The organism is Micromonospora sp. NPDC005710 (assembly GCF_040630995.1).
Lineage (GTDB): Bacteria > Actinomycetota > Actinomycetes > Mycobacteriales > Micromonosporaceae > Micromonospora.
On the sequence record NZ_JBEXYP010000001.1, the window covers coordinates 13,520 to 33,400 of the forward strand.

Genomic DNA, 19,881 nt, shown 5'->3' on the forward strand with positions numbered 1-19,881 from the left:
CAACGAGGACGGGCGCGGGAGGGGTGACCTGGTGAGGTGGGCGGACTAGGCTGCGGCGGCATGAGCAGTGAGATTCCGGTTCGCGCCGACGTGGTGATCGTCGGGGCCGGCCACAACGGTCTGGTCTCCGCGGTCCTGCTGGCGCGCGCTGGCCTGGACGTCCTCGTGCTGGAGGCCGCCGACGTGATCGGCGGCGCGACCCGGACCGAGAACCCGTTCCCGAAGGTGCCGGGGCTGCGCCACTCCACCGGCTCGTACCTGCTCGGGCTGATGCCCCCGGAACTGCTCGCCACGCTCGACGTACGGATTCCGGTCCTGCGCCGCGACCCGCACTACTTCCTGCCCACCCCGGGCGGCCTCGGCTCCCCGTACCTGCTGTTCGGCAGCGACACCGCCGCCACCCGCGCGCAGCTTGCCGAGTTCTTCTCCCCCGCCGACGTGGCCGCCGACGATGCCATGCAGGCCGAGCTGGCCGCGCTGCGGGAAGACCTCGCCCCGGCCTGGTTGGCGGAGCCACTGAGCGTCCAGGAGACCGCCGAGCGGCACGTCCGCCCGGCGCTGCGCCAGACCTTCGTCGACCTCGTGCAGGGCTCCGTGGCGGACTACCTGGCCCGGTTCGAGTTCCGCTCGGAGCTGCTGGTCAGCATGTACGCGGTCACCGACGGGCTTTCCGGGCTCAACGCCGGCCCGGACGACCCCGGCACCGGCCACAACTTCCTCGTTCACAACATGTGCCGACTGCCCGGCTCCGGTGGCACCTGGATGATCGCCGAGGGTGGGATGGGCACCGTCTCGCGGACGTTCGCCGAGGCCGCCCGCGCCGCCGGGGCGACGATCCTGACCGGTACGCCGGTGAGCGGGGTGACGCTGGACGGCGGCGCGGCGAGCGGAGTGGTGCTGGCCGACGGTCGGGAGGTCGCCGCCCGGGTGGTGCTCGGCGCGTGTGACCCGTACACCCTGATGGACCTGTTGCCCGACGGCGCGCTGCCGGCGCGGCTCGGCGAACGGATGGCGGCGGTCCGCCGGCCCGGCACCACCCTCAAGCTCAACCTGGCCCTCAACGGGCTGCCGCGGTTCTCCTGCCTGCCGGACGGCACGCCGAGCCCGTTCGGCTCGACCATCCACCTGCTGCCCGGCTCGGCGTCGTCGGTCGGCGGGGCGGAGGCGTCACCGATGACCGCGCTGCGCGCGATGTGGGCGGACGTGCAGGCCGGGCTGCTGCCGGCGGAGCCCACCATCGAGTGGTACCTGCACACGACTGTCGACCCGTCGCTCTCCGACGCCGCCGGGCACCACTCGTCGGCGCTGTTCGTCCAGTCCGTTCCCTACGAGCTGGCCGGCACGACCTGGGACGCGGAGCTGCCCGGCTACGTCGATCGGCTCATCGGGATCGTGGAGCGGTACGCCCCGGGAACCGCCGACCTGATCGCCGACGCGGTGCCGCTGCCACCGCCCGGCATCGAGGAGCACTTCGGCATCACCGGCGGGCACATCCACCACGTCGACAACACCGTCTCGTTCACCGACCGGATGCCCTACGCCACCGGCGTCGCCGGCGTGTACGCGGGCAGCGCCGGTTGCCACCCGGCCGGCAGCGTCATCGGCGCGGCCGGCCACAACGCCGCCCGCCGCGTCCTCACCGACCTGGGCCGCTGACCGAACTCCCGCGATCTTGCACTTTCTGTCGCCGCTGTGGGCGTTGCGCCCTGCTCTGGCGCAACAGGAAGTGCGAGATCGCGGTGGTGCGCGGGGTCAGATCACGGCCTCGCCGGCCGGGGCCGGAGTTTCCGCGTCCACGCGGTGGGCCCGCACCTTGTGACCGACGCTCGTCAGGCAACGGCCGCTCGGAAGGTCGAAACGCCAACCGTGCAGCTGACAGGTGAGCTGGTCACCGTCGACGATGCCGAAGCGCGTCAGGTCCGCCTTCAGGTGCGGGCAACGCCGCTGCACCACCCAGTCGCCCAACGTGACGTCCTCGGCGTCCGTGCTGCGCTCGTGCTCGTCGTACCAGCCCTCGGCGTACTGGAGCCGCTCCTCCGACAGACACTTGAAGAACGCGTAGACGAACTCGTTGTACTGGCCGATCCGGGCCGCCGAGAACCGGCAGGACAGGAAGAGCGAGTTGACCCAGTCCACCTCGTCGACGAAGAGCAGATGCTCGATGAGCGACCGCTCCATCCGGAACCGGTAGCGCACCTTCTCGTCCGCGTACGGTCGGACCTCCTTGCCGGGGAAGTCCACCACGATGGATTCGACGCTCTCACCGTCGTACCCCACCAGGTCGAAACGGACCGGGCCGCCGACACCCTTGGCCAGGTAGATCGACTCGTCGAGCAGCGGCTCGATCCGACGCTTCATCTCGCCGAGCACGTCCACCTCGGGGTGCCGCCAGGATGCCTTCTCCGCCTCGATGATCGGGCGCTTACGCTCCCGCATCTCCTCCAGGTGGGCGACCTTGTCCGCGAAGAACTCCGCCACCGGCACCGGGTGGGTGGTGCTCGCGCCCTCGGTGGTGACCTCGGCGACGCTGCCCGGCAGCAGCACGATCCCGTTCGTGCCGCCGACCTTGGCGTACTCCGACAGGAAGACGGACTGGTCGGGGAAGATGTTGCCCTCGTCGCCGTGGATGTCGTTGAACTGCCACAGGGCGTCGTCGAGGAAGCACGGCGGACCGGCGATCGGGAAGACGTGCGACGCCTTCAGGTCGTCGATGTACCGCCAGGTCCGGTCGAACTGCCGGTCCCGCTTCTGCTTGCCGAACGCGGTCTTCGCCGCCTGCGGCAACTCGTAGACCATCGGGTACCAGATCGCACCGGAGAACTGGAGCAGGTGGGCGTGCACATGGCCCAACTCGGCGAAGACGGTCAGGTCGGTGGGGCGGGCGTCGTTCTGGTTGAGCAGCCGCACACCCTCGTACTCGACCCACAGCGACGAGTCGCCGATCGGCCCGTCGGTGGGACTGGTCAGCGCCTGAATCATGATCTTCAAGCCGCCGGGCAGCTCCACCACCTGCTCGTTCGGCGCCTTCAGGAACCTCGTGAAGCCCAACGCCCGGAACTCGTCCTCCATCTCCGAGGTCGGGAACTCCGGAAGCAGGACCGTGGCGTCCTTGGAGACGAACTCGCGCAGGTGCTTCGCGTCGAAGTGGTCCCGGTGCAGGTGGGAGACGTACAGGTAGTCGACCTGACCCAGACTCTCCCAGTCCAGCAGGGAATTGTCCGGGAACGGGAACCACGACGCGAAGTAGGCCGGATTCACCCACGGGTCGCACAGGATGCTGCCCGCAGCCGTGTCGATCCGCATGCTGGCGTGCCCGGTTCCGGTCACTCGCACCGCACAGTCCCCCTCAAACAGACAATCAGGTGTACGCCAAACGCTACCGGAGCGAGTCTGACCGCCACCCCGCGACGCCGGTAGTGCCGCCCAGCCCAGGCTGGCAGGGCCGACGGGCAGGAAACCCCCACCCCACCGCACCCCGTACGAGGCGTGCCAGACTAACCAAAGATCCGATCGCGAGGGAAGGACCGACAGTGGCAGGAAGCGAGCCGGTAACGTCGCCAGACCAGCACAAGCCCGGGCACCGCAAGGCCGGGCAGATCGGCGCTGTGCTGTCCGCACTGGCGCTGCTGGCGATGATCTGCGGCAACCACGAGGGCAGGGTCGAGGACATCTGGCTGATCGGCCTGGCCGCGCTGCTGCTGATCATCGTGATCGGCGACATCGTGCTGCGGCGCAGCGGTCTGCGTTCCTGACCCGACCCACCGCCGGACGACCGGCCGAAAACGCCGAGGGCCCGCCCCACCAGGGGACGGGCCCTCGTCCGTACGCGCCGAGGTCAGCGCCCGAAGAGGATGTCCTGCACGTCCTTGAGAGCGGCGTCGACCTCGGCCTCGAAGTAGCCGCCCGGCACCAGGCCGAACCGGAGAGTGTCCAGGTCCTTCGGGTCGACAGGCATCGGGTTGCGGCGCTGCATGCCACCGAGCAGCGTGTCGAAGAAACGGTCCACCTGGTCGGGGTCGTACCCGCTGCCGAACCGGCGCACCTGGAAGCTGCGGCGGATCTGGTCGACCCGGTACAGGTCGCTGCCGGGCGGACCGGCCATCGGCGGGCCACCCATCGGGGGACCACCCATCGGCGGGCCGGCCACGGCGGGCGGGCCGGCCATCGGCGGGCCACCCATCCCCTGCTGCGGCATCGGAGGCGAACCGGCCGGACCACGGCGCATGTCGCGCAGGTCCCGCTCCGGCATCCGGATCTCGGCCGTCATGTCGGCGCGACCGTGCCGCCCGGCCTCGAAGCCGTCGAAACGCGGCTCCTCCGGCGGCGGCGGATAACCGCCCGGCGCGCGCTTGTCGTCGGGGCCGTACCCGCCGCGCTGGTCATCCGGGCCGTACCCACCGGGTGAGCGTTGGTCGTCGGGCGGGCCGTACCCACTGGGGCCGGCGGGAAGGCCGCGCTGCGGCATGCCGTGGCCACCCATCGGACCGGGACCCATCGGGCCACCGGGACCCATCGGCGGGCCGGCCGGGCCACGCGGCGCGTCGTAACCACCACCGCGGGGGGCTTCGTAGCCGCCGGCGAAGGCACCTGTCGGCTCGTCGTAGCGACCGTAGGGCGGGCCGGCCTGCGCGGGCATCGGCCGGGGCGGCATCGGCTGCGGAACCATGCCCCGGTCGTCGCGCATCGGCGGGCCCATCCGGTCCGGTGGGCCCATCCGGTCACCCATCCGGGGGTCGCCACCGCGCCCGGCGCTGTTGCGCTCCTCCAACTCGGCCAACTGCCGCTCGACCCGGTCCAGGTGAAGGTCGACCTGCCACTCGTCGTAGCCGTTGAAGCGGACCCGGAAGACGACGTCATGAACCTCCTGAGAGGCCACCGGGGCACCGACCTGCCGGCCGTCGAGCGTCGCCTCGACCCGGTCGAGGAAGGCATCCACCTCGTCGACCTTGTATCCCCGGCGGAGCGCCTTGCGCCGGAAACGCTGACCCTGACTCGCCACTATGTCTCCTGGTCTCGTTCGCCACGCCCGGTCACGCCGGTGCCTCTCCGGCGCGGTCGGTGTTGGTGTCGTTGTCCTCGGCGGCGGCGAGTTGGCCACACGCACCGTCGATCTCGCGACCTCGGGTGTCCCGAACTGTGGTGGACACCCCGGCGTCGCGCAACCGCCGGACGAACTCCCGCTCGACCGGCTTCGGGCTGGCGTCCCAGCGACTGCCCGGCGTCGGATTGAGCGGAATGAGGTTCACGTGGGCCAATTTGCCGGCCAGCAGCCGCCCGAGCAGGTCGGCTCGCCACGGCTGGTCGTTCACGTCCTTGATCATCGCGTATTCGATGGACACGCGACGGCCCGTCCGGGCGGCGTAGTCCCACGCTGCGTCCAGCACCTCGGCTACCTTCCAGCGCTGGTTCACCGGCACGAGTTCGTCGCGCAGATCATCATCGGGCGCGTGCAACGACAACGCAAGGGTCACAGAGAGGTCTTCGCTGGCCAGTCGGTGGATGGCCGGAACCAGGCCGACCGTGGAAACGGTGATGTGCCGCTGGGACAGACCGAGCCCCTCCGGTGCTGGGCTGACCAGCCGACGGATCGCCGCGATCACCCGGTTGTAGTTGGCCAGCGGCTCGCCCATGCCCATGAAGACGACACGCGACAACCTCGGTGGGGAACCCGCCACCACGCCGGAGGCCGCCACCCCGGCCATGTACACGGCCTGGTCGACGATCTCCGCCGTCGACAGGTTACGGGTCAACCCGGCCTGACCGGTCGCGCAGAACGGACACGCCATGCCGCAGCCCGCCTGGCTGGAGATGCAGACGGTCACCCGGTCCGGGTAGCCCATCAGCACGCTCTCCACCAGCGCACCGTCGTGCAGCCGCCAGAGGGCCTTGCGGGTCGCGCCGTCGTCGCACGCCAGCTCACGCACCGGGTTGAGCAACGTCGGCAGCAACTGGTCGGCCAGCCGCTCCCGGGTAGCGGCAGGCAGATCGGTCATCGCCTGCGGGTCGCGGACCAACCGCCCGAAGTAGTGGTTGGAGATCTGCTTGGCGCGGAAGGCCGGCTCACCCAGCCCGGTGACCAACGCCTGGCGGCCGGCCAGGTCCAGGTCAGCGAGGTGCTGAGGGGGCATCGAGGCCCGGCGCGCGGCGGGGGCGACCGAGATGGCGGGGATCAGGGGCAGGCTCGTCATGGCTGGTCCAGTGTGTCACGCCGCCGGCTGCACCCGCCGGTCCGGAGGTGCCGAACGGGCCGCGACCGCCGGAGCCGGATGACCAGGTCGCCGTGATTCATGCCTCAACTCACCACCGGCACGAGGACCGCCAACAGCAGGTAGGCCGTCGGCACCGCGAAGAGGACCGAGTCGAGCCGGTCCATCAGGCCGCCGTGGCCGGGCAGCAGGTTGCTCATGTCCTTCACGCCGAGATCCCGCTTGATCATCGACTCGGCCAGGTCGCCGAGGACCGCCGCGCAGGAGACGGCCACCCCGAACAGCGCACCCCACCAGGGAGCCACCTCGAACATCAGCCACAGCAGCACCGCGCTGCCCACAGCAGCCGCGGTGACCGAGCCAGCGAAGCCCTCCCAGGACTTCTTCGGACTGATCGACGGGGCCATCGGGTGCCGGCCGAAGGAGACACCGGCCGCGTACCCACCGGTGTCGGACAGGACCACCCCGATCAGGGTGGCCAGGACGCGCAGACGGCCGTCGTCCGGCGCCGCCGCCAGCAACGCCGCGAAACCGGCGAGGAACGGCACGTAGACGGCGATCAGGGTCGCCGCAGTGAGGTCCCGTTGGAAACCAGCCGGCCCGTCACCCAACCGCCAGATCATGGTGCCCAGCACCGTGACCAGCAACCCCAGGCTCAGCGCGTCCGGGCCGGCGAACCAGGCCAGGCCCACTGTCAACACGCCACCGGCGATCAGCGGCACCAGCGGCGGGTGCGCGCCACTGCGGCGAACCGCGCGGGCCATCTCCCACATGCCGATCGCCACCGCGGCGGCGATCACCGGCAGGAACGCCAACGGATAGACCACGAGCGGCACCACGATCAGCGCGCCGAGGCCGAGCCCGACCCCGATCGCCGCGGGAAGGTTGCGCCCGGCCCGCCCGGTGCCCACCTGCTGGGTGGCCGGTCGGTCGAGGCTGGCCCGACGGCGTCCCTTCGACCGACGGGCGGTCGTCGAAGCCTCGTCCGGCACCACCTCGGCCCGGACCGGCGCAAGCTGCTCGGTCGGGTACCCCGGGTCGTCGAGGCGGGCGGGAGGGCCCGGCTCGTCGAGGCGCCCACGGTCCGGACCCTCGTAACGGGGCGGACCGCCGCCAGGAGCGGGAGGTCGGTCGGGGAACCGGTCACCGCGGCCCCGGTCGTCGTACCGGTCGGGCTGGTTACGGTCGTCCACGTGCCGGTCCAGGTCGTCGAAACGGTCGTGCCGGTCCCGGTCGTCGAAGCGGTCGTCCGGACGGGCCGGGCGGGCACGCTCGTCGTACGGGTCGGCGGGGCGCGGGTCGGCGTACGGCCGGGTGTGCGGGTCGGCGTACAGCTCAGGGCCGGCGGCCGGACGGCGGCTCCACTGGCCGGCCTCCAACTCCTGCTCCGGCCAGGGCAGCGCCACCGGGCGCTCCGGCTGGTCCCAGCCGCCGCGAGGCTCGCTGCCGTAGGGGTCGGAGTGGGACATCACGCACCGCGACGGGGCACGAGAACCACCACATGACGCAAGACCACAAGCATCCCCTACACGTGCGATGTTCCTCCGATTGACCGCCCCGACGGTCGGTCGATCCCCGGTGTTCACCACCCGGTGGCCGGGAATCCTGCCGAGCCTACTGCACACGCCGAACCGGCACGGCGGACGAGGCACGCCGACGGACGTCACCTCCGCCACCGGGCTACCGGCCAGCGACGGCTACCCATCCGGTACGACGGACCGCCGTCGATCCGCAGCCGTCGATCGGGACCCGTCGGTCGCGCGATCCAGGGCCACCGCCCCCGTCAGGCCCGGCGACCCGGACACCGGCCGACGTCGCCACCGGGACCCGTCCGGATCCTCCGGTGAGCGCCGACGAACGAGACCCGCTCCCGACGTCGGGAACGGGCCTCGGCACAGCTCAACCGGCGGGTCACACCTCGAGCAGTTCGGTTTCCTTGTGCTTCACCAGGTCGTCGATATTGGCCACGTACCGCTGGGTCAGGTCGTCGAGTTCCTTCTCGGCGCGGCGGCCGTCGTCCTCGCCGGCCTCGCCGTCCTTGACGATCCGGTCCAGCTCTTCCTTGCCACGGCGGCGGACGTTGCGGATCGCCACCTTGGCCTCCTCGCCCTTGTTCCGAGCCACCTTGATCATGTCGCGGCGGCGCTCCTCGGTCATCTGCGGGAGCAGGATGCGCAACTGGTTGCCCTCGTTGTTGGGGTTCACCCCGAGGTCCGAGTCGCGGATCGCCTTCTCCATCGCATTGATCTGCGAGTTGTCGTACGGCTTGATGATGGCCATCCGCGGCTCGGGAACCGCGATGGACGCCATCTGCGTCAGCGGCGTGGGCGTGCCGTAGTAGTCGATGATGACCTTGGAGAACATGGCGGCGTTGGCGCGACCGGTACGGATGGCGCCGAACTCCTCCTTGGCGTGCTCAACCGCACGCTCCATCTTTTCCTCGGCCTCGAGGAGGGTGTCGTCGATCACCGGTCTCCTCGCCTCCTTCTATGCTCGTGGTGGGCTCTGCTGAAAGTCGTCAGGACCGCCGTCGCCGTGCTCAGGCGGTGATCAGGGTGCCGATCTTGTCGCCACCCACAGCGCGGATGATGGTGTCGTCACCCTGCGCGCCGAAGACCAGCATCGGCAGGCCGTTCTCCATGCAGAGGCTGAACGCCGCCGCGTCGGCCACCCGCAGGTTGCGGCGCAGCACCTCGGAGAAGGTGATCGAGTCGAGCTTGCTGGCGGTGGGGTCGATCCGGGGATCGGCGGTGTAGACGCCGTCCACGCCGTTCTTGCTCATCAGCACCACGTCGGCCCGGATCTCCAGCGCACGCTGGGCGGCCACCGTGTCGGTGGAGAAGTACGGCATCCCGGCGCCGGCACCGAAGATGACCACGCGGCCCTTCTCCAGGTGCCGGATGGCCCGCAGTGGAATGTACGGCTCGGCGACCTGGGCCATCGTGATGGCGCTCTGCACCCGGGTCTCGATGCCCTCCTTCTCCAGGAAGTCCTGGAGGGCGAGGCAGTTCATCACGGTGCCGAGCATGCCCATGTAGTCGGCGCGGGCGCGATCCATCCCACGCTTCTGCAGCTCCGCGCCGCGGAAGAAGTTACCGCCGCCGACCACCACGGAAACCTGCACGCCGCGGCGGACCACAGTGGCGATCTGCCGGGCGATGGCCTGGACGACGTCCGGGTCGACGCCGATCGCGCCGCCACCGAAGACCTCACCGGAGAGCTTCAGCACCACCCGGCGGGCGCGCCCCGGCGGCGGTGCCGTCGGATCGTCCAGCTCCAGCGTCCGGTCACTCACAACCTGCGTCATCCGCCCCGCCCTTCCCCACGCGCACGCCCCGTGCGGCGCGTACCGCGAACCTGCCGCTGCCGACCCTATGTGACGAGGAGGCCGCGGTGCCTGTCACGTACACCGGCGGCCTCCTCGTTGACGTCTTCTGCCACTGGCGCACGAGGCGCCCGGTGGCGGCTCAGGCCTGGCCGACCTCGAACCGCACGAAGCGGGTGACCTCGATGCCGGCCTCGGCCAGCAGCTGCTTCACCGACTTCTTGTTGTCGGAGACGGACGACTGCTCGATCAGGACGAAGTCCTTGAAGAAGGAGTTCACCCGACCCTCGATGATCTTCGGCAGGGCCGCCTCGGGCTTGTTCTCCTCGCGGGCGGTCTGCTCGGCGATGCGCCGCTCGGACTCGACGACGTCAGCCGGAACCTCGTCCCGGGTGAGGTACTTCGGCCGCATCGCGGCGATCTGCATCGCGACACCACGGGCGTCGGCGTCGCCGGCCTCGTCGGTCTTGCCGGTGTACGACACCAGCACACCGACGGCCGGCGGCAGGTCCTGGGCCTTGCGGTGCAGGTAGACGGCGGTGGTGCCCTCGACCCGGGCGAACCGGTTGAGCACCAGCTTCTCGCCGATCTTGGCGGACTGCTCCTGGATCAGGTCCGCGACGACCTTGCCGTCGAGCTCGGTGGCGAGCAGCTCCTCGGCGGAGTTCACGCCAGCGCGCTCACCGTGCTCGACCAGCTGCTGGCCCAGCGCGATGAACGACTCGGTCTTGGCGACGAAGTCGGTCTCGCAGTTGAGCTCGAGCAGGGCCTTGCCGGAGTGGGCGACCAAGCCGTTGGCGGCCGTACGGCCGGCCCGCTTGCCGACGTCCTTGGCGCCCTTGACGCGCAGGATCTCGACGGCCTTGTCGAAGTCGCCCTCGGCCTCGGTCAGCGCCTTCTTGCTGTCCATCATGCCGGCGCCGGTGAGGTCGCGGAGCTTCTTGACGTCCGCGGCGGTGATTTGGGACATGGCTCTCTCTTCGATGTTGAGACGGCGTGTGGATGGTCAGAGGTGCCGGTTACCCGGATCCGGGCTGATCGTGCCCGGCGTACCGTCGCTGCCCGCCGTCCGCGAAAACGGACGGCGGGGCAGCGACGGTGCGATCACTCCGCGGTAGCGGCCGCCGGCTGCTCGGTGGCGGCCTGCGCCGGCTGCTCCGGGGTGGCGGGCTGCTCGGCGGCGGGGGCGGCCGGCTGCTCGGCGGCGGCAGCGGCGGGCTGCTCGGCCGGGGCGGCCGACTCGTCGGCCTTCTTCGGCTCCAGCAGCTCGCGCTCCCACTCGGTCAGCGGCTCGTCGCTCGCGACACCCTCGGGCTTCTCGTCGTTGCCCCGGCGACGGCCGGAACGCGCGATCAGACCATCCGCGACGGCGGCGGCGACGACCTTGGTCAGCAGCTCGGCCGACCGGATCGCGTCGTCGTTACCCGGGATCGGGAAGTCGACCTCGTCCGGGTCACAGTTGGTGTCCAGCACCGCGATCACCGGGATGCCCAGCTTGCGGGCCTCGTCGACGGCGATGTGCTCCTTCTTGGTGTCGACGATCCAGACCGCGGCGGGAAGCTTCTGCATGTCCCGCAGGCCACCGAGGGTGCGGGTCAGCTTGATCTTCTCGCGGGAGAGCTGCAGGGTCTCCTTCTTGGTGTAACCGGCGGCGGTGCCGCTGAGGTCACCCAGGCCCTCCAGCTCCTTCATCCGCTGGAGCCGCTTGTACACGGTCTGGAAGTTGGTCAGCATGCCACCGAGCCAGCGGTGGTTCACGTACGGCTGGCCGACCCGGGTCGCCTGGTCGGCGATCGCTTCCTGGGCCTGCTTCTTGGTGCCGACGAACAGGATGCTGCCACCCTCGGCGACGGTCCCACGCACGAACTCGTACGCCTTCTCGATGTACTCGAGGGTCTGGCGCAGGTCGATGATGTAGATGCCGTTGCGCTCGGTCATGATGAAGCGCTTCATCTTCGGGTTCCAGCGCCGGGTCTGGTGCCCGAAGTGGACACCGCTCTCCAGCAGCTGACGCATGGTCACGACGGCCATGGTGGGGGTACTCCTCAAGGTCCCTGGTTGTCACGCCCGGCCGGTGGCCGGGCGTCCTGGCGCCTGGTCGCCGACCCATGGTGGACCCGATCAAGATCGGGACCAGGGAGGCCGTCGCTCCACGACGATTCGTGAAGAGGGCGCGCGAGGTCGACCGCACGAGGCGGTCGCCAGTTGGCCAGTGTACGCCCCTCACCCGTTCAGCCGCCCCGGGGTGCGCGTGGCGTGCTGCTCCGCGCTTCCGGGCTCCCTTGCGCGAGGTGCGGGAAGATCGCGCCACTTCGGGGAAACAGTGGCCTCAGCGTCGCCGGAGGCCACTGTTTCCCGGTTGTTGTCCGAATCTTCGCCGCCCGCCAGCCGACGGCACGTCGGGCCGGGTCAGCCGGCGGCGAGCGCGGCGGCCACGAAGAGCACCAGGCCGACGGTCAGGTAGGCAGTCGGTGGGCGCAGCCAGCCCCGACCGTTGTCGGCGAGCGCCAGACCTCCGGTGCGCAGCCCGTACAAGCCGGTCGCGAAGATCGGCAGCCCGGCAACCAGGGCGATACCCACCACCACGTTGCCGGCGTCCACCGGGTCGCCGGTCACGCCCGCCAGCAACACCCGCAGCGCGGGGACCTCGAAGATCAACACCAGCAAAGCGAAGAGTACGGCCAGCACCGGCCGACGGGTCCGATAGACACCGTCGGCGGCCGGCGGATACACCGGCGACTCGACTGCGGGCAGGTCAGGTCGAGGACCGATCCCCGGCATCGGGCCGGTCGGCATCTCCAGGGGGTGCGGTGCGTCGCCGCCGCCCCGGGTCGGCTCGATGATCGGGTACCCGGCAAGCGGAGCGGGACGAACCTGGTCAGCGAGCACGCCGGCCGGCGCTCCCGACGTGCTGTCGCGGGACGTCTCCGCCGCCGCGCCGGCCACCGCAGCAGTCGTCTCCCGGGCGGCCCGGCGACCCGGCAGCTCACCTGAGATCTCCGAGGGGTCCCGGTCCGCCCGCCGCGACCGGGTGGCCCGGTAACCGTCCACCTCCGGCCGCGCGGCACCCAACGGGTCGACAGCGCCGAAACGCCCCGAATCCGCCTCACTCGCCCCGAACCGACCAGCCTGATCGTCCAGGGCACCGAAGCGACCCGAGTCCGGCTCCGCGCCACCGAACCGGCCCGGGTCGACGGCGCCGAAGCGTCCCGAGTCCGACTCGCGGCGGCGTCCGACGCCGGTGTCCTCGACGGATCGGCCGTCTTCCGCGCCGCGCTGCTCGGGGATCTCGGTGTCCCGGTATCGCGATTCGCCCGCGCCGCGCCACTCCGAATCGCCGTAACCGCGACCCCGCTCGTCGGGGTACCAGCGCGACTCCTGATCTTCCGGAAAACTCCGTCGTCCGTCCACGTCAGGCACCGTATGCGACGGGCCACGCCCACGCCATTTCAGCCCGGCGGACGCCGTCGAGAGGCTGAGCCAGCCCGGTCACCGTATTCAGCACAGCGCACCCCGCACCGACTCCCCCTGTTCCTGAACGCCGTTGCGCGAGCCCTCAGCGCGATCTTGCACCTACTGTCCCGACAGAAGGGGCATCCCACTCATTCGAACCGCCGAAACTGCAAGCTCGGCGCAAATGTCCGTGGGCAGACCTGGAGGCATGGCCGCACCGGGTTCGGCGAACGGCACTAGCACACCGTGAGCATGATCGTCTGACTGTCCACAGCGACCCCGTTGTCCACAGTTCGGCCGCCGCCGGGTCGCGGCGACCGCCCGTCGGCCGGCATCGTCCCGGCCATGACGAAGCGGAACCAGGCGGTTGGCGCGTACGGCGAGCGGTGCGCCGCCCGGCACCTGACCGAGGCGGGACTGCGCCCAATCGCCCGAAACTGGCGCTGCCCGGCCGGGGAGATCGACATCATCGCCTGGGACGGGCCGGTGCTCGCCTTCTGCGAGGTCAAGACCCGCCGGGGTGAGAGTTTCGGCACCCCGGCCGAGGCGGTCGTGCCGGCCAAGGCCCGCCGACTGCGCGGGCTCGCCGCCCGGTGGCTGAGCGAGACCGGTACGACAGCCGAGGAGGTGCGTTTCGACGTGCTGTCGGTGCGGCTGCCCGACGCCGGACCGGCGCAGGTCGATCACCTCAAGGGCGCGTTCTGACATGCATACCCGAAGGATCGGTGGTGCGCGGTGAGCTACGCGAAGGTGCTCTGCGTGGGGTTGGTCGGGGTGACCGGCCATCTGGTCGAGGTGGAGGCCGACCTGTCCGCCGGGCTGCCGGCGGTGGTGATCTCCGGTCTGCCGGACACCGCCCTGCACGAGGCCCGCGACCGGGTCCGGGCCGCCGTGGTCAACTCGGGCCAGCGCTGGCCGAACCGGCGGATCACCCTCAACCTGCTGCCCGCCACGCTGCCGAAGTTCGGCTCGGCCTTCGACCTGGCCATCGCCGCGGCACTGTTGGGCGGCTCGGGTGAGCTGCCGCTGCTTCCGCTGGAGGGGGTGGTGGTCCTCGGCGAACTGGGGCTCGACGGGACGGTCCGGCCGGTGCGTGGCGTCCTCCCGATGGTCGCCGCCGCCGCCCAGGCCGGTGTGGCGCGGGTGATCGTCCCGGTCGGCAACGCCGCCGAGGCCGCCGTCATCCCCGGGGTACGGGTGCGAGCGGTGGACACCCTGCACCGGCTCGTGGCCTTCGTCCGGGACGGGACACCGCTCATCGAGCCGCCGGCGGACGACCCGGAGCCGCTGGTCGGTGGGCCGGATCTCGCCGACGTCGCCGGCCAGCAGCTCGGTCGGCGTGCCCTGGAGGTCGCCGCGGCCGGCGGCCATCACGTGGCGCTGCTCGGCCCGCCGGGCGCCGGCAAGACGATGCTCGCCGAACGACTGCCGTCGATCCTGCCCGAGCTGGACGACGACGCGGCGCTGGAGGTCACCGCACTGCACTCGGTCGCCGGGCTGCTGCCGCCAGGTGGGCGGCTGCTGCGTCGCCCGCCGTTCCAGGCGCCGCACCACACCGCGACAGTGCCGTCGCTCGTCGGTGGCGGCTCCGGGCTGGCCCGACCCGGCGCGGTGTCACTGGCGCATCGAGGGGTGCTGTTTCTCGATGAGGCTCCCGAGTTCAGCAAGGGCGCGCTGGAGGCGCTGCGCCAGCCGTTGGAGCACGGCCGCATCCAGCTCAGCCGCAGCGGGGGCGGCACCGTCTATCCGGCCCGCACCCAGTTGGTGCTGGCGGCCAACCCGTGTCCGTGCGCGAAGCCGTCCGGTGACGCGCACTGCGAGTGTTCGCCGCTGGTTCGCCGCCGCTACCTGGGCAAGCTCTCCGGGCCGCTGCTCGACCGGATCGACGTCCAGGTGCGGCTGATGCCGGTGCGGGCGGCCGAGCTGATGGACACCCACGGCGACATCGAACCCTCGGCGACGGTCGCCGCCCGGGTGGCGGCGGCCCGCCAGGCGGCGGCCACCCGCTGGGCCGGCCTCGGCCGGCGGCTCAACGCCGAGGTGGAAGGCCCGCACCTGCGCCGGCCGCCGTGGCGGTTACCGGCCCGGGTGACAGCCGAGCTACGGGGCCGGCTCGACTCCGGTTCGCTGTCGGCGCGCGGCTTCGACCGGGTGATCCGGATGGCCTGGACCATCGCCGATCTGGACGGTCGTGACCGGCCGGACCAGGGCGACGTTCTGGAAGCGCTTCAACTACGGACGGGGGAGGCGACGTGAACGCCGAAGAGGAACGCAGGCTGGCGCGGGTCGCCCTGACCTGGTTGGCCGAGCCGGGCACCCGCGCTGTGCATCACCTGGTCGAACGGCACGGCCCGGTGGCCACCCTGGATCTGCTGCTCGACGGCGGCAGCCCGGACGGCTGGCTGCACACCACCGTCGCCGCACGTCTGGCGGCCGGCGACGCGCGGGCGGTGGCGGCGGAGGCCCTGGAGCGGTCGGATCGACTGGGTGCCCGGCTGGTCACCCCTGACGACGAGGAGTGGCCGACCCAGGTAGCCGACCTGGCCACGTTGCGCCTGCCGGACGTCAGCCGCCGGGTGGACGGTGAGACCGCCCCACCGCTCTGCTTCTGGGTACGCGGAAGCTGGCCGCTCGCCGAGGCAATGGATCGTTCGGTGGCAGTGGTGGGGGCGCGGGCGGCCACCGGTTACGGGCAGCACGTCGCCACCGAGCTGGGGTACGGCTTGGCGGAGCGGGACTGGACCGTCGTGTCCGGTGGCGCGTTCGGCATCGACGCCGCCGCCCACCGGGGCGCCCTCACCGCCGGTGGTCTGACGGTGGCGGTGCTCGCCTGCGGGCTCGACCGTCCGTACCCGATGGGCAACGCCGCGCTCTTCGACCGGATCGCCGAGACGGGTCTGCTGGTCAGCGAGTGGCCGCCCGGTGCCGAGCCGCTGCGGCCCCGGTTCCTGATTCGCAACCGGGTGATCGCCGTGGGCACCCGGGGCACCGTCGTGGTGGAGGCGTCGGCGCGCAGTGGCGCCACCCAGACCGCACGGCGGGCCCTTCACGCCAATCGGATGGCCATGGTGGTGCCGGGTCCGGTGACCTCGGCGATGTCCGTCGGCGCGCACGAGTTCCTGCGCGAGTTCCCCGACAGGGCCCGGCTGGTCACCGGTGTGGCGCACGTGCTGGAGGAGGTGGGTCGGATCGGCGCCGACCTGGCCCCGCCGGCGCGCGGACCGCAGCGGGCCACCGACGCGCTCGACGACGACGCACGGTCGGTGCTGGAGTCGCTGCCCCGTCGAGGCGCGATGGGCGTGGACCGGCTCTCCGCCCGCGCCGGTGTCGACGTACGGACCGCGCTGCGCAAACTGTCCCTGTTGGAGGAACTGTCCATGGTGGTCCGTCGCGACGACGGCTACGCCCTCGCCCCGCCCGCCAAACCCAAGCGTGCGAAGGCGGCGGAGACGGCTGCTACCTGAGCGGATGCCCGGACGGGTGGGTCGGCTCGGACTGCCCCGCGCACTCGGGGCCGCGGTCAGTCGGTGGTGCCGGTACCGTGCCCGGTCATGGGTGCGATAAAGCCGTGGCACATAAGCGTGCTCTGTTGTCTCGCCACGACCGCCGTGCTCGTCGTCGGCCTTGTCGTGTTCCTGATCCAGCGGAGCAACCGCCGATAGTCAGCTGTGGAGACTGACGCCGTCGTGTCCCGTGTCGTACCCGTACCGGCCGTAGGCTGGTGCCGTGCCAGCTGAGAGTGGGAGCGCCCGGGCCGTTGGACCGGCCGGCACGACGGCGGGGCCACGTTGAGCCGGGCCGACCGGGGCAGTCGGGCCATGCACCAGGCACTGCCGCCAGAGCTGCGCGACGCCGTCGACGACTTCGCCGAGCACCTGTCCCGGGTTCGTAACCGGTCGGCGCACACCGTCCGCGCGTACGTCACCGATCTGGTCTCGCTGCTCGACCACGCCGTCCGGATGGGCTGCGTCGACCTCACCGGGCTCGACCTGTCGGTGCTGCGCAGTTGGCTGGCGCGACAGCGCACCACTGGCGCGGCCCGCACCTCGTTGGCGCGCCGGGCCGCGTCGGCGCGGGCGTTCAGCGCCTGGGCACACCGGGCCGGGCTGCTCCCCGCCGACGTGGGCGCCGCGCTGGCCAGCCCTCGCGCGCACCGGGAGCTGCCCACCGTGCTGCGCGCCGACCAGGCCGCCGCCCTGGTCGAGGCACCGTCCCGGGAGTCTCCGTCCAGCAGTCGGCCACCCTCGGACCACCGGGCGGGCACGCACTCGGCCCTCCCCGACCCAGCGGACACGGACGCAGCGGCCGGGCCGACCTTCGGTGCATCCCAAGAGGCCCAGGCCGTACCGCTACGGGACCGGGTGCTGCTGGAGCTGCTCTACGCCACCGGCGTACGGGTCAGCGAGGCGTGCGGGTTGGACGTCGGCGACGTCGACCACGGCCGCCGGGTGATCCGGGTGTTCGGCAAGGGCGGGCGGGAGCGCTCGGTGCCGTACGGGGTGCCCGCCCAGCGGGCGTTGGACGACTGGCTGCGCCGTGGCCGCCCGGTGATGGTGGGTGCCCGCTCGGGCGACGCGCTGCTGCTGGGTGCGCGCGGTGGTCGGCTCAACCCGACGACGGCGCGTCAGATCGTCGGTGCGTACGCGGAGGCCGCCGGGCTGCCCCGGACCAGCCCGCACGATCTGCGCCACTCCGCGGCCACCCACCTGCTGGAGGGTGGTGCCGACCTGCGCGCCGTGCAGGAACTGCTCGGCCACTCGTCGCTGGCGAGCACGCAGATCTACACGCACGTCTCGGTCGAGCGGCTGCGCGCCGCGTACCGGCAGGCGCACCCACGCGCCTGATCAAGGGCCGGAGAGCGCGCACGCCCGCCCTGATCAAGGGCCGCAGGCGCGCGAGCGTGGCGGTTACGATCATCACGTGAGCGTCCCGAATCCCCCTGAGCCGATCCCGGGCGCACGCCTGCTCTTCTCCCTGGACCCGGCGAGCGTAACACGTTCCTGAAACGCTGTTACCCTGCCCCCATGCGGGTTCTAGGGGTTGTGCGGCTGAGCCGAGAGACGGACGAAACTACCTCGCCTGAGCGGCAACGTGAGGCGGTCACCAGGTGGTGTGAGCTGCACGGACACACGTTGATCGGCTTTGCGGAAGACATCGACGTGTCCGGTGCGGTGTCTCCATGGGATCGGCCCGACCTCGGCCCGTGGCTCCGCAACCGAGCTGGCGAGTTTGACGCCCTGGTCGGCTGGAAGGTTGACCGAATCTCCCGCCGGCTGCTGCATTTCGCCAGCCTGCTTGAGTGGGCCGCAGAGCACGGCAAGGTAGTTGCGTCCGCTACGGAACCCATTGACACGTCGGATCGTTTCGGGCGACTCATGGCACAGGTGCTTGCCATGTTCGCCGAGTTTGAGCGTGACGCCATCCAGGAACGGGTTATGGACGGCCGTGTGAAGCTCCGCGAACATGGCCGGTGGGGTGGCGGGCACCCGCCCTACGGGTACCACCCGGTCAAGGTGGACGACGGTTGGAAGCTTGAGCAGGACCCGGCTACCGCCCCGGTTGTTCGGGAGCTGGTGTCTCGGGTGATCGCTGGTGCCTCCGTGTTGTCCGTATGCCGATCGTTCAACGACCGGGGTGTACTTACCCGTTTGGGTTCGGATTGGACGGCCTCGGCGGCCTTCCGGGTGTTGCGTTCCCGGACGATCATCGGCCAGGCGGAGCACAAGGGGAAACCGCTCACCGACGCCGACGGACTCCCCCGGCAGATTGCCGAGCCGATCGTTTCCTACACGGATTGGCGCACCCTGCAAACCACGCTTGACAATCGAGCCAAAGCCGAGAAGGTGCGGACGCACGGTGCCGCCCTGCTACTAGGTGTTGCTTTCTGCGAGTGCGGTAAGCGGCTTTACCGGCAGTCGGGCGTTAGCGGTGGCAAGTTGTATTCGTACTACGTGTGTTCCGGTCGCGCTAAGGGCAAGCGGACGGAGAAGGATTCGCCAGAGCGTTGCCGCAACAAGCCGGTTGCTGCCGCCACCCTTGACGAAACGGCCGTGAGCGGCCTGCTGACTTTAGTTGGTGCCCTTGAGTTCATGGAGCGGCGTTTCGTTCCGGGCGAGAATCATGCGGAAGAGTTGGCGAAAGTCGCGCAGTCTCTGAAGGATGCACGGGAAGAGTGGGACCTAGGGCTGTACGGGAGTGACCGTCAGGGTTACCTAGAGCGGCTGTCTCGACTGAATGAACGGCAACAACGGCTAGAGGGGCTGCCTAGCACCCCGGACCGCTGGGAGTCGGTTCCGACCGGGGAGACGTACGGGGAAGCGTGGGACGCCCTGGCGGAGGTGGAGGAGCGCCGCGCGTTCCTGATCGCCTCCGGGCTGCGGGTGACCCTGCACGCCGAGCCTGTGCGTACGCGGTCCCTGCTGCCTGGTCTGCCGCCTCTTGAGGGTGGGCGGGTGTCTGTGGTGATTCCGCACGACCTACAGCAACGAGTCCTAGAGCACGCTGCTAGAACGGCCTGAGAGCGCCGCAGAGCGGCGAACTAACCCCGGTAGGTGCCCCAGCCCGCCGGGGTTTTCGTGCCCTGGCTGCCCTGTTGGGTAGCCGTATGATGGGTGTTGCAAGCGGCGTTAAGTTGACTGCCGCAAAACGTGTTGAACCGTGGGCCCCACTGTGGGCCCTTTTTCTATCTTGGGGGTGGCTGGTTGCAGCGGATCACGCAGGCACCTACGAGTATCTTCTTTGGCCCTGGTGAAACCTGGTGGGCTTCCCGAACGAATGCGTCCCGGGACCGGGCGCGTTCTGCGGCCCTGTTCCCGATGTGGCTGCGGGTGCGGTATGCGGCGGAGGGCTGGGCTAACCGGATCGGTCATGCGGAGTTCGCCCAAGGACAGCTAGCGA

At 70.8% G+C, this 19,881-nt stretch carries 15 protein-coding genes and 1 pseudogene; 7 read left to right on the forward strand and 9 right to left on the reverse strand.

All coding sequences use genetic code 11. The features are described from left to right. Positions 1 to 60: 60 nt before the first annotated feature. Positions 61 to 1,656 (forward strand): NAD(P)/FAD-dependent oxidoreductase, encoded by a 1,596-nt coding sequence (locus ABZ406_RS00060; protein WP_357754486.1) that lies wholly within the window; start codon positions 61 to 63, stop codon positions 1,654 to 1,656. Positions 1,657 to 1,752: 96 nt separating this feature from the next. Here the strand turns inward: ABZ406_RS00060 and ABZ406_RS00065 are convergent, their stop codons facing one another. After that, positions 1,753 to 3,333, reverse strand: coding sequence for a Rieske 2Fe-2S domain-containing protein (locus ABZ406_RS00065; RefSeq protein WP_357754488.1), 1,581 nt, complete (start codon positions 3,331 to 3,333; stop codon positions 1,753 to 1,755). Between the two features lie 197 nt (positions 3,334 to 3,530). Between ABZ406_RS00065 and ABZ406_RS00070 the strand changes: the two genes are divergently transcribed. After that, positions 3,531 to 3,752 (forward strand): DUF2631 domain-containing protein, encoded by a 222-nt coding sequence (locus tag ABZ406_RS00070; protein WP_036412111.1) that lies wholly within the window; start codon positions 3,531 to 3,533, stop codon positions 3,750 to 3,752. Between the two features lie 83 nt (positions 3,753 to 3,835). Here ABZ406_RS00070 and ABZ406_RS00075 read toward each other — a convergent pair whose 3' ends face one another. From ABZ406_RS00075 to ABZ406_RS00110, 8 genes and pseudogenes are all read right to left on the reverse strand, one after another. Next, positions 3,836 to 4,999, reverse strand: a complete 1,164-nt coding sequence (locus ABZ406_RS00075; RefSeq protein WP_357754491.1) for a DivIVA domain-containing protein — start codon at positions 4,997 to 4,999, stop codon at positions 3,836 to 3,838. 31 nt (positions 5,000 to 5,030) lie between these two features. Next, positions 5,031 to 6,188, reverse strand: a complete 1,158-nt coding sequence (gene rlmN, locus ABZ406_RS00080) for a 23S rRNA (adenine(2503)-C(2))-methyltransferase RlmN (protein WP_357754494.1) — start codon at positions 6,186 to 6,188, stop codon at positions 5,031 to 5,033. Between the two features lie 104 nt (positions 6,189 to 6,292). Next, positions 6,293 to 7,675, reverse strand: coding sequence for a phosphatidate cytidylyltransferase (locus ABZ406_RS00085; protein ID WP_357754496.1), 1,383 nt, complete (start codon positions 7,673 to 7,675; stop codon positions 6,293 to 6,295). Between the two features lie 442 nt (positions 7,676 to 8,117). Then, the gene (gene frr, locus ABZ406_RS00090) at positions 8,118 to 8,675 is read right to left on the reverse strand and encodes a ribosome recycling factor (RefSeq protein ID WP_357754498.1); all 558 of its coding nucleotides are present in this window, start codon (positions 8,673 to 8,675) and stop codon (positions 8,118 to 8,120) included. A 70-nt stretch (positions 8,676 to 8,745) separates the two neighbouring features. After that, complete coding sequence (gene pyrH, locus ABZ406_RS00095) at positions 8,746 to 9,513, reverse strand: UMP kinase (RefSeq protein WP_030335195.1); 768 nt, start codon at positions 9,511 to 9,513, stop codon at positions 8,746 to 8,748. Positions 9,514 to 9,673: 160 nt separating this feature from the next. After that, positions 9,674 to 10,501: a translation elongation factor Ts gene (tsf, locus tag ABZ406_RS00100; RefSeq protein ID WP_357754501.1), complete on the reverse strand. Its 828-nt coding sequence runs from the start codon at positions 10,499 to 10,501 to the stop codon at positions 9,674 to 9,676. A 134-nt stretch (positions 10,502 to 10,635) separates the two neighbouring features. Then, on the reverse strand, positions 10,636 to 11,562 hold the full coding sequence (gene rpsB, locus ABZ406_RS00105) for a 30S ribosomal protein S2 (protein WP_357754504.1): 927 nt from the start codon (positions 11,560 to 11,562) through the stop codon (positions 10,636 to 10,638). 378 nt (positions 11,563 to 11,940) lie between these two features. Continuing rightward, positions 11,941 to 12,979, reverse strand: a pseudogene (locus tag ABZ406_RS00110) (hypothetical protein). 350 nt (positions 12,980 to 13,329) lie between these two features. Between ABZ406_RS00110 and ABZ406_RS00115 the strand changes: the two are divergent. From ABZ406_RS00115 to ABZ406_RS00135, 5 genes are all read left to right on the forward strand, one after another. Next, positions 13,330 to 13,689: a YraN family protein gene (locus tag ABZ406_RS00115; protein ID WP_357754506.1), complete on the forward strand. Its 360-nt coding sequence runs from the start codon at positions 13,330 to 13,332 to the stop codon at positions 13,687 to 13,689. A gap of 30 nt (positions 13,690 to 13,719) precedes the next feature. Next, the gene (locus tag ABZ406_RS00120) at positions 13,720 to 15,240 is read left to right on the forward strand and encodes a YifB family Mg chelatase-like AAA ATPase (protein WP_357754508.1); all 1,521 of its coding nucleotides are present in this window, start codon (positions 13,720 to 13,722) and stop codon (positions 15,238 to 15,240) included. Continuing rightward, a complete protein-coding gene (gene dprA, locus ABZ406_RS00125; RefSeq protein ID WP_357754510.1) occupies positions 15,237 to 16,448 on the forward strand; it encodes a DNA-processing protein DprA in 1,212 nt (403 codons plus the stop codon). Before ABZ406_RS00120 ends, dprA begins: the two co-directional genes overlap by 4 nt. Before the next feature lie 354 nt (positions 16,449 to 16,802). Continuing rightward, positions 16,803 to 17,828, forward strand: a complete 1,026-nt coding sequence (locus ABZ406_RS00130) for a tyrosine recombinase XerC (RefSeq protein WP_357754512.1) — start codon at positions 16,803 to 16,805, stop codon at positions 17,826 to 17,828. A gap of 180 nt (positions 17,829 to 18,008) precedes the next feature. Beyond that, entirely contained in the window at positions 18,009 to 19,502 is a 1,494-nt protein-coding gene (locus ABZ406_RS00135) for a recombinase family protein (protein WP_357754514.1), read from the forward strand. Positions 19,503 to 19,881 lie beyond the last annotated feature (379 nt).

Bases quoted from the DNA above. Each gene is read 5' to 3' on its own strand.
- ABZ406_RS00115 (WP_357754506.1), top strand. From the start codon at position 13,330: ATGACGAAGCGGAACCAGGCGGTTGGCGCGTACGGCGAGCGGTGCGCC.
- tsf (WP_357754501.1), bottom strand. From the start codon at position 10,501: ATGTCCCAAATCACCGCCGCGGACGTCAAGAAGCTCCGCGACCTCACC.
- ABZ406_RS00130 (WP_357754512.1), top strand. From the start codon at position 16,803: ATGCACCAGGCACTGCCGCCAGAGCTGCGCGACGCCGTCGACGACTTC.
- rlmN (WP_357754494.1), bottom strand. From the start codon at position 6,188: ATGACGAGCCTGCCCCTGATCCCCGCCATCTCGGTCGCCCCCGCCGCG.
- ABZ406_RS00060 (WP_357754486.1), top strand. From the start codon at position 61: ATGAGCAGTGAGATTCCGGTTCGCGCCGACGTGGTGATCGTCGGGGCC.
- ABZ406_RS00085 (WP_357754496.1), bottom strand. From the start codon at position 7,675: ATGTCCCACTCCGACCCCTACGGCAGCGAGCCTCGCGGCGGCTGGGAC.
- pyrH (WP_030335195.1), bottom strand. From the start codon at position 9,513: ATGACGCAGGTTGTGAGTGACCGGACGCTGGAGCTGGACGATCCGACG.
- ABZ406_RS00135 (WP_357754514.1), top strand. From the start codon at position 18,009: ATGCGGGTTCTAGGGGTTGTGCGGCTGAGCCGAGAGACGGACGAAACT.
- rpsB (WP_357754504.1), bottom strand. From the start codon at position 11,562: ATGGCCGTCGTGACCATGCGTCAGCTGCTGGAGAGCGGTGTCCACTTC.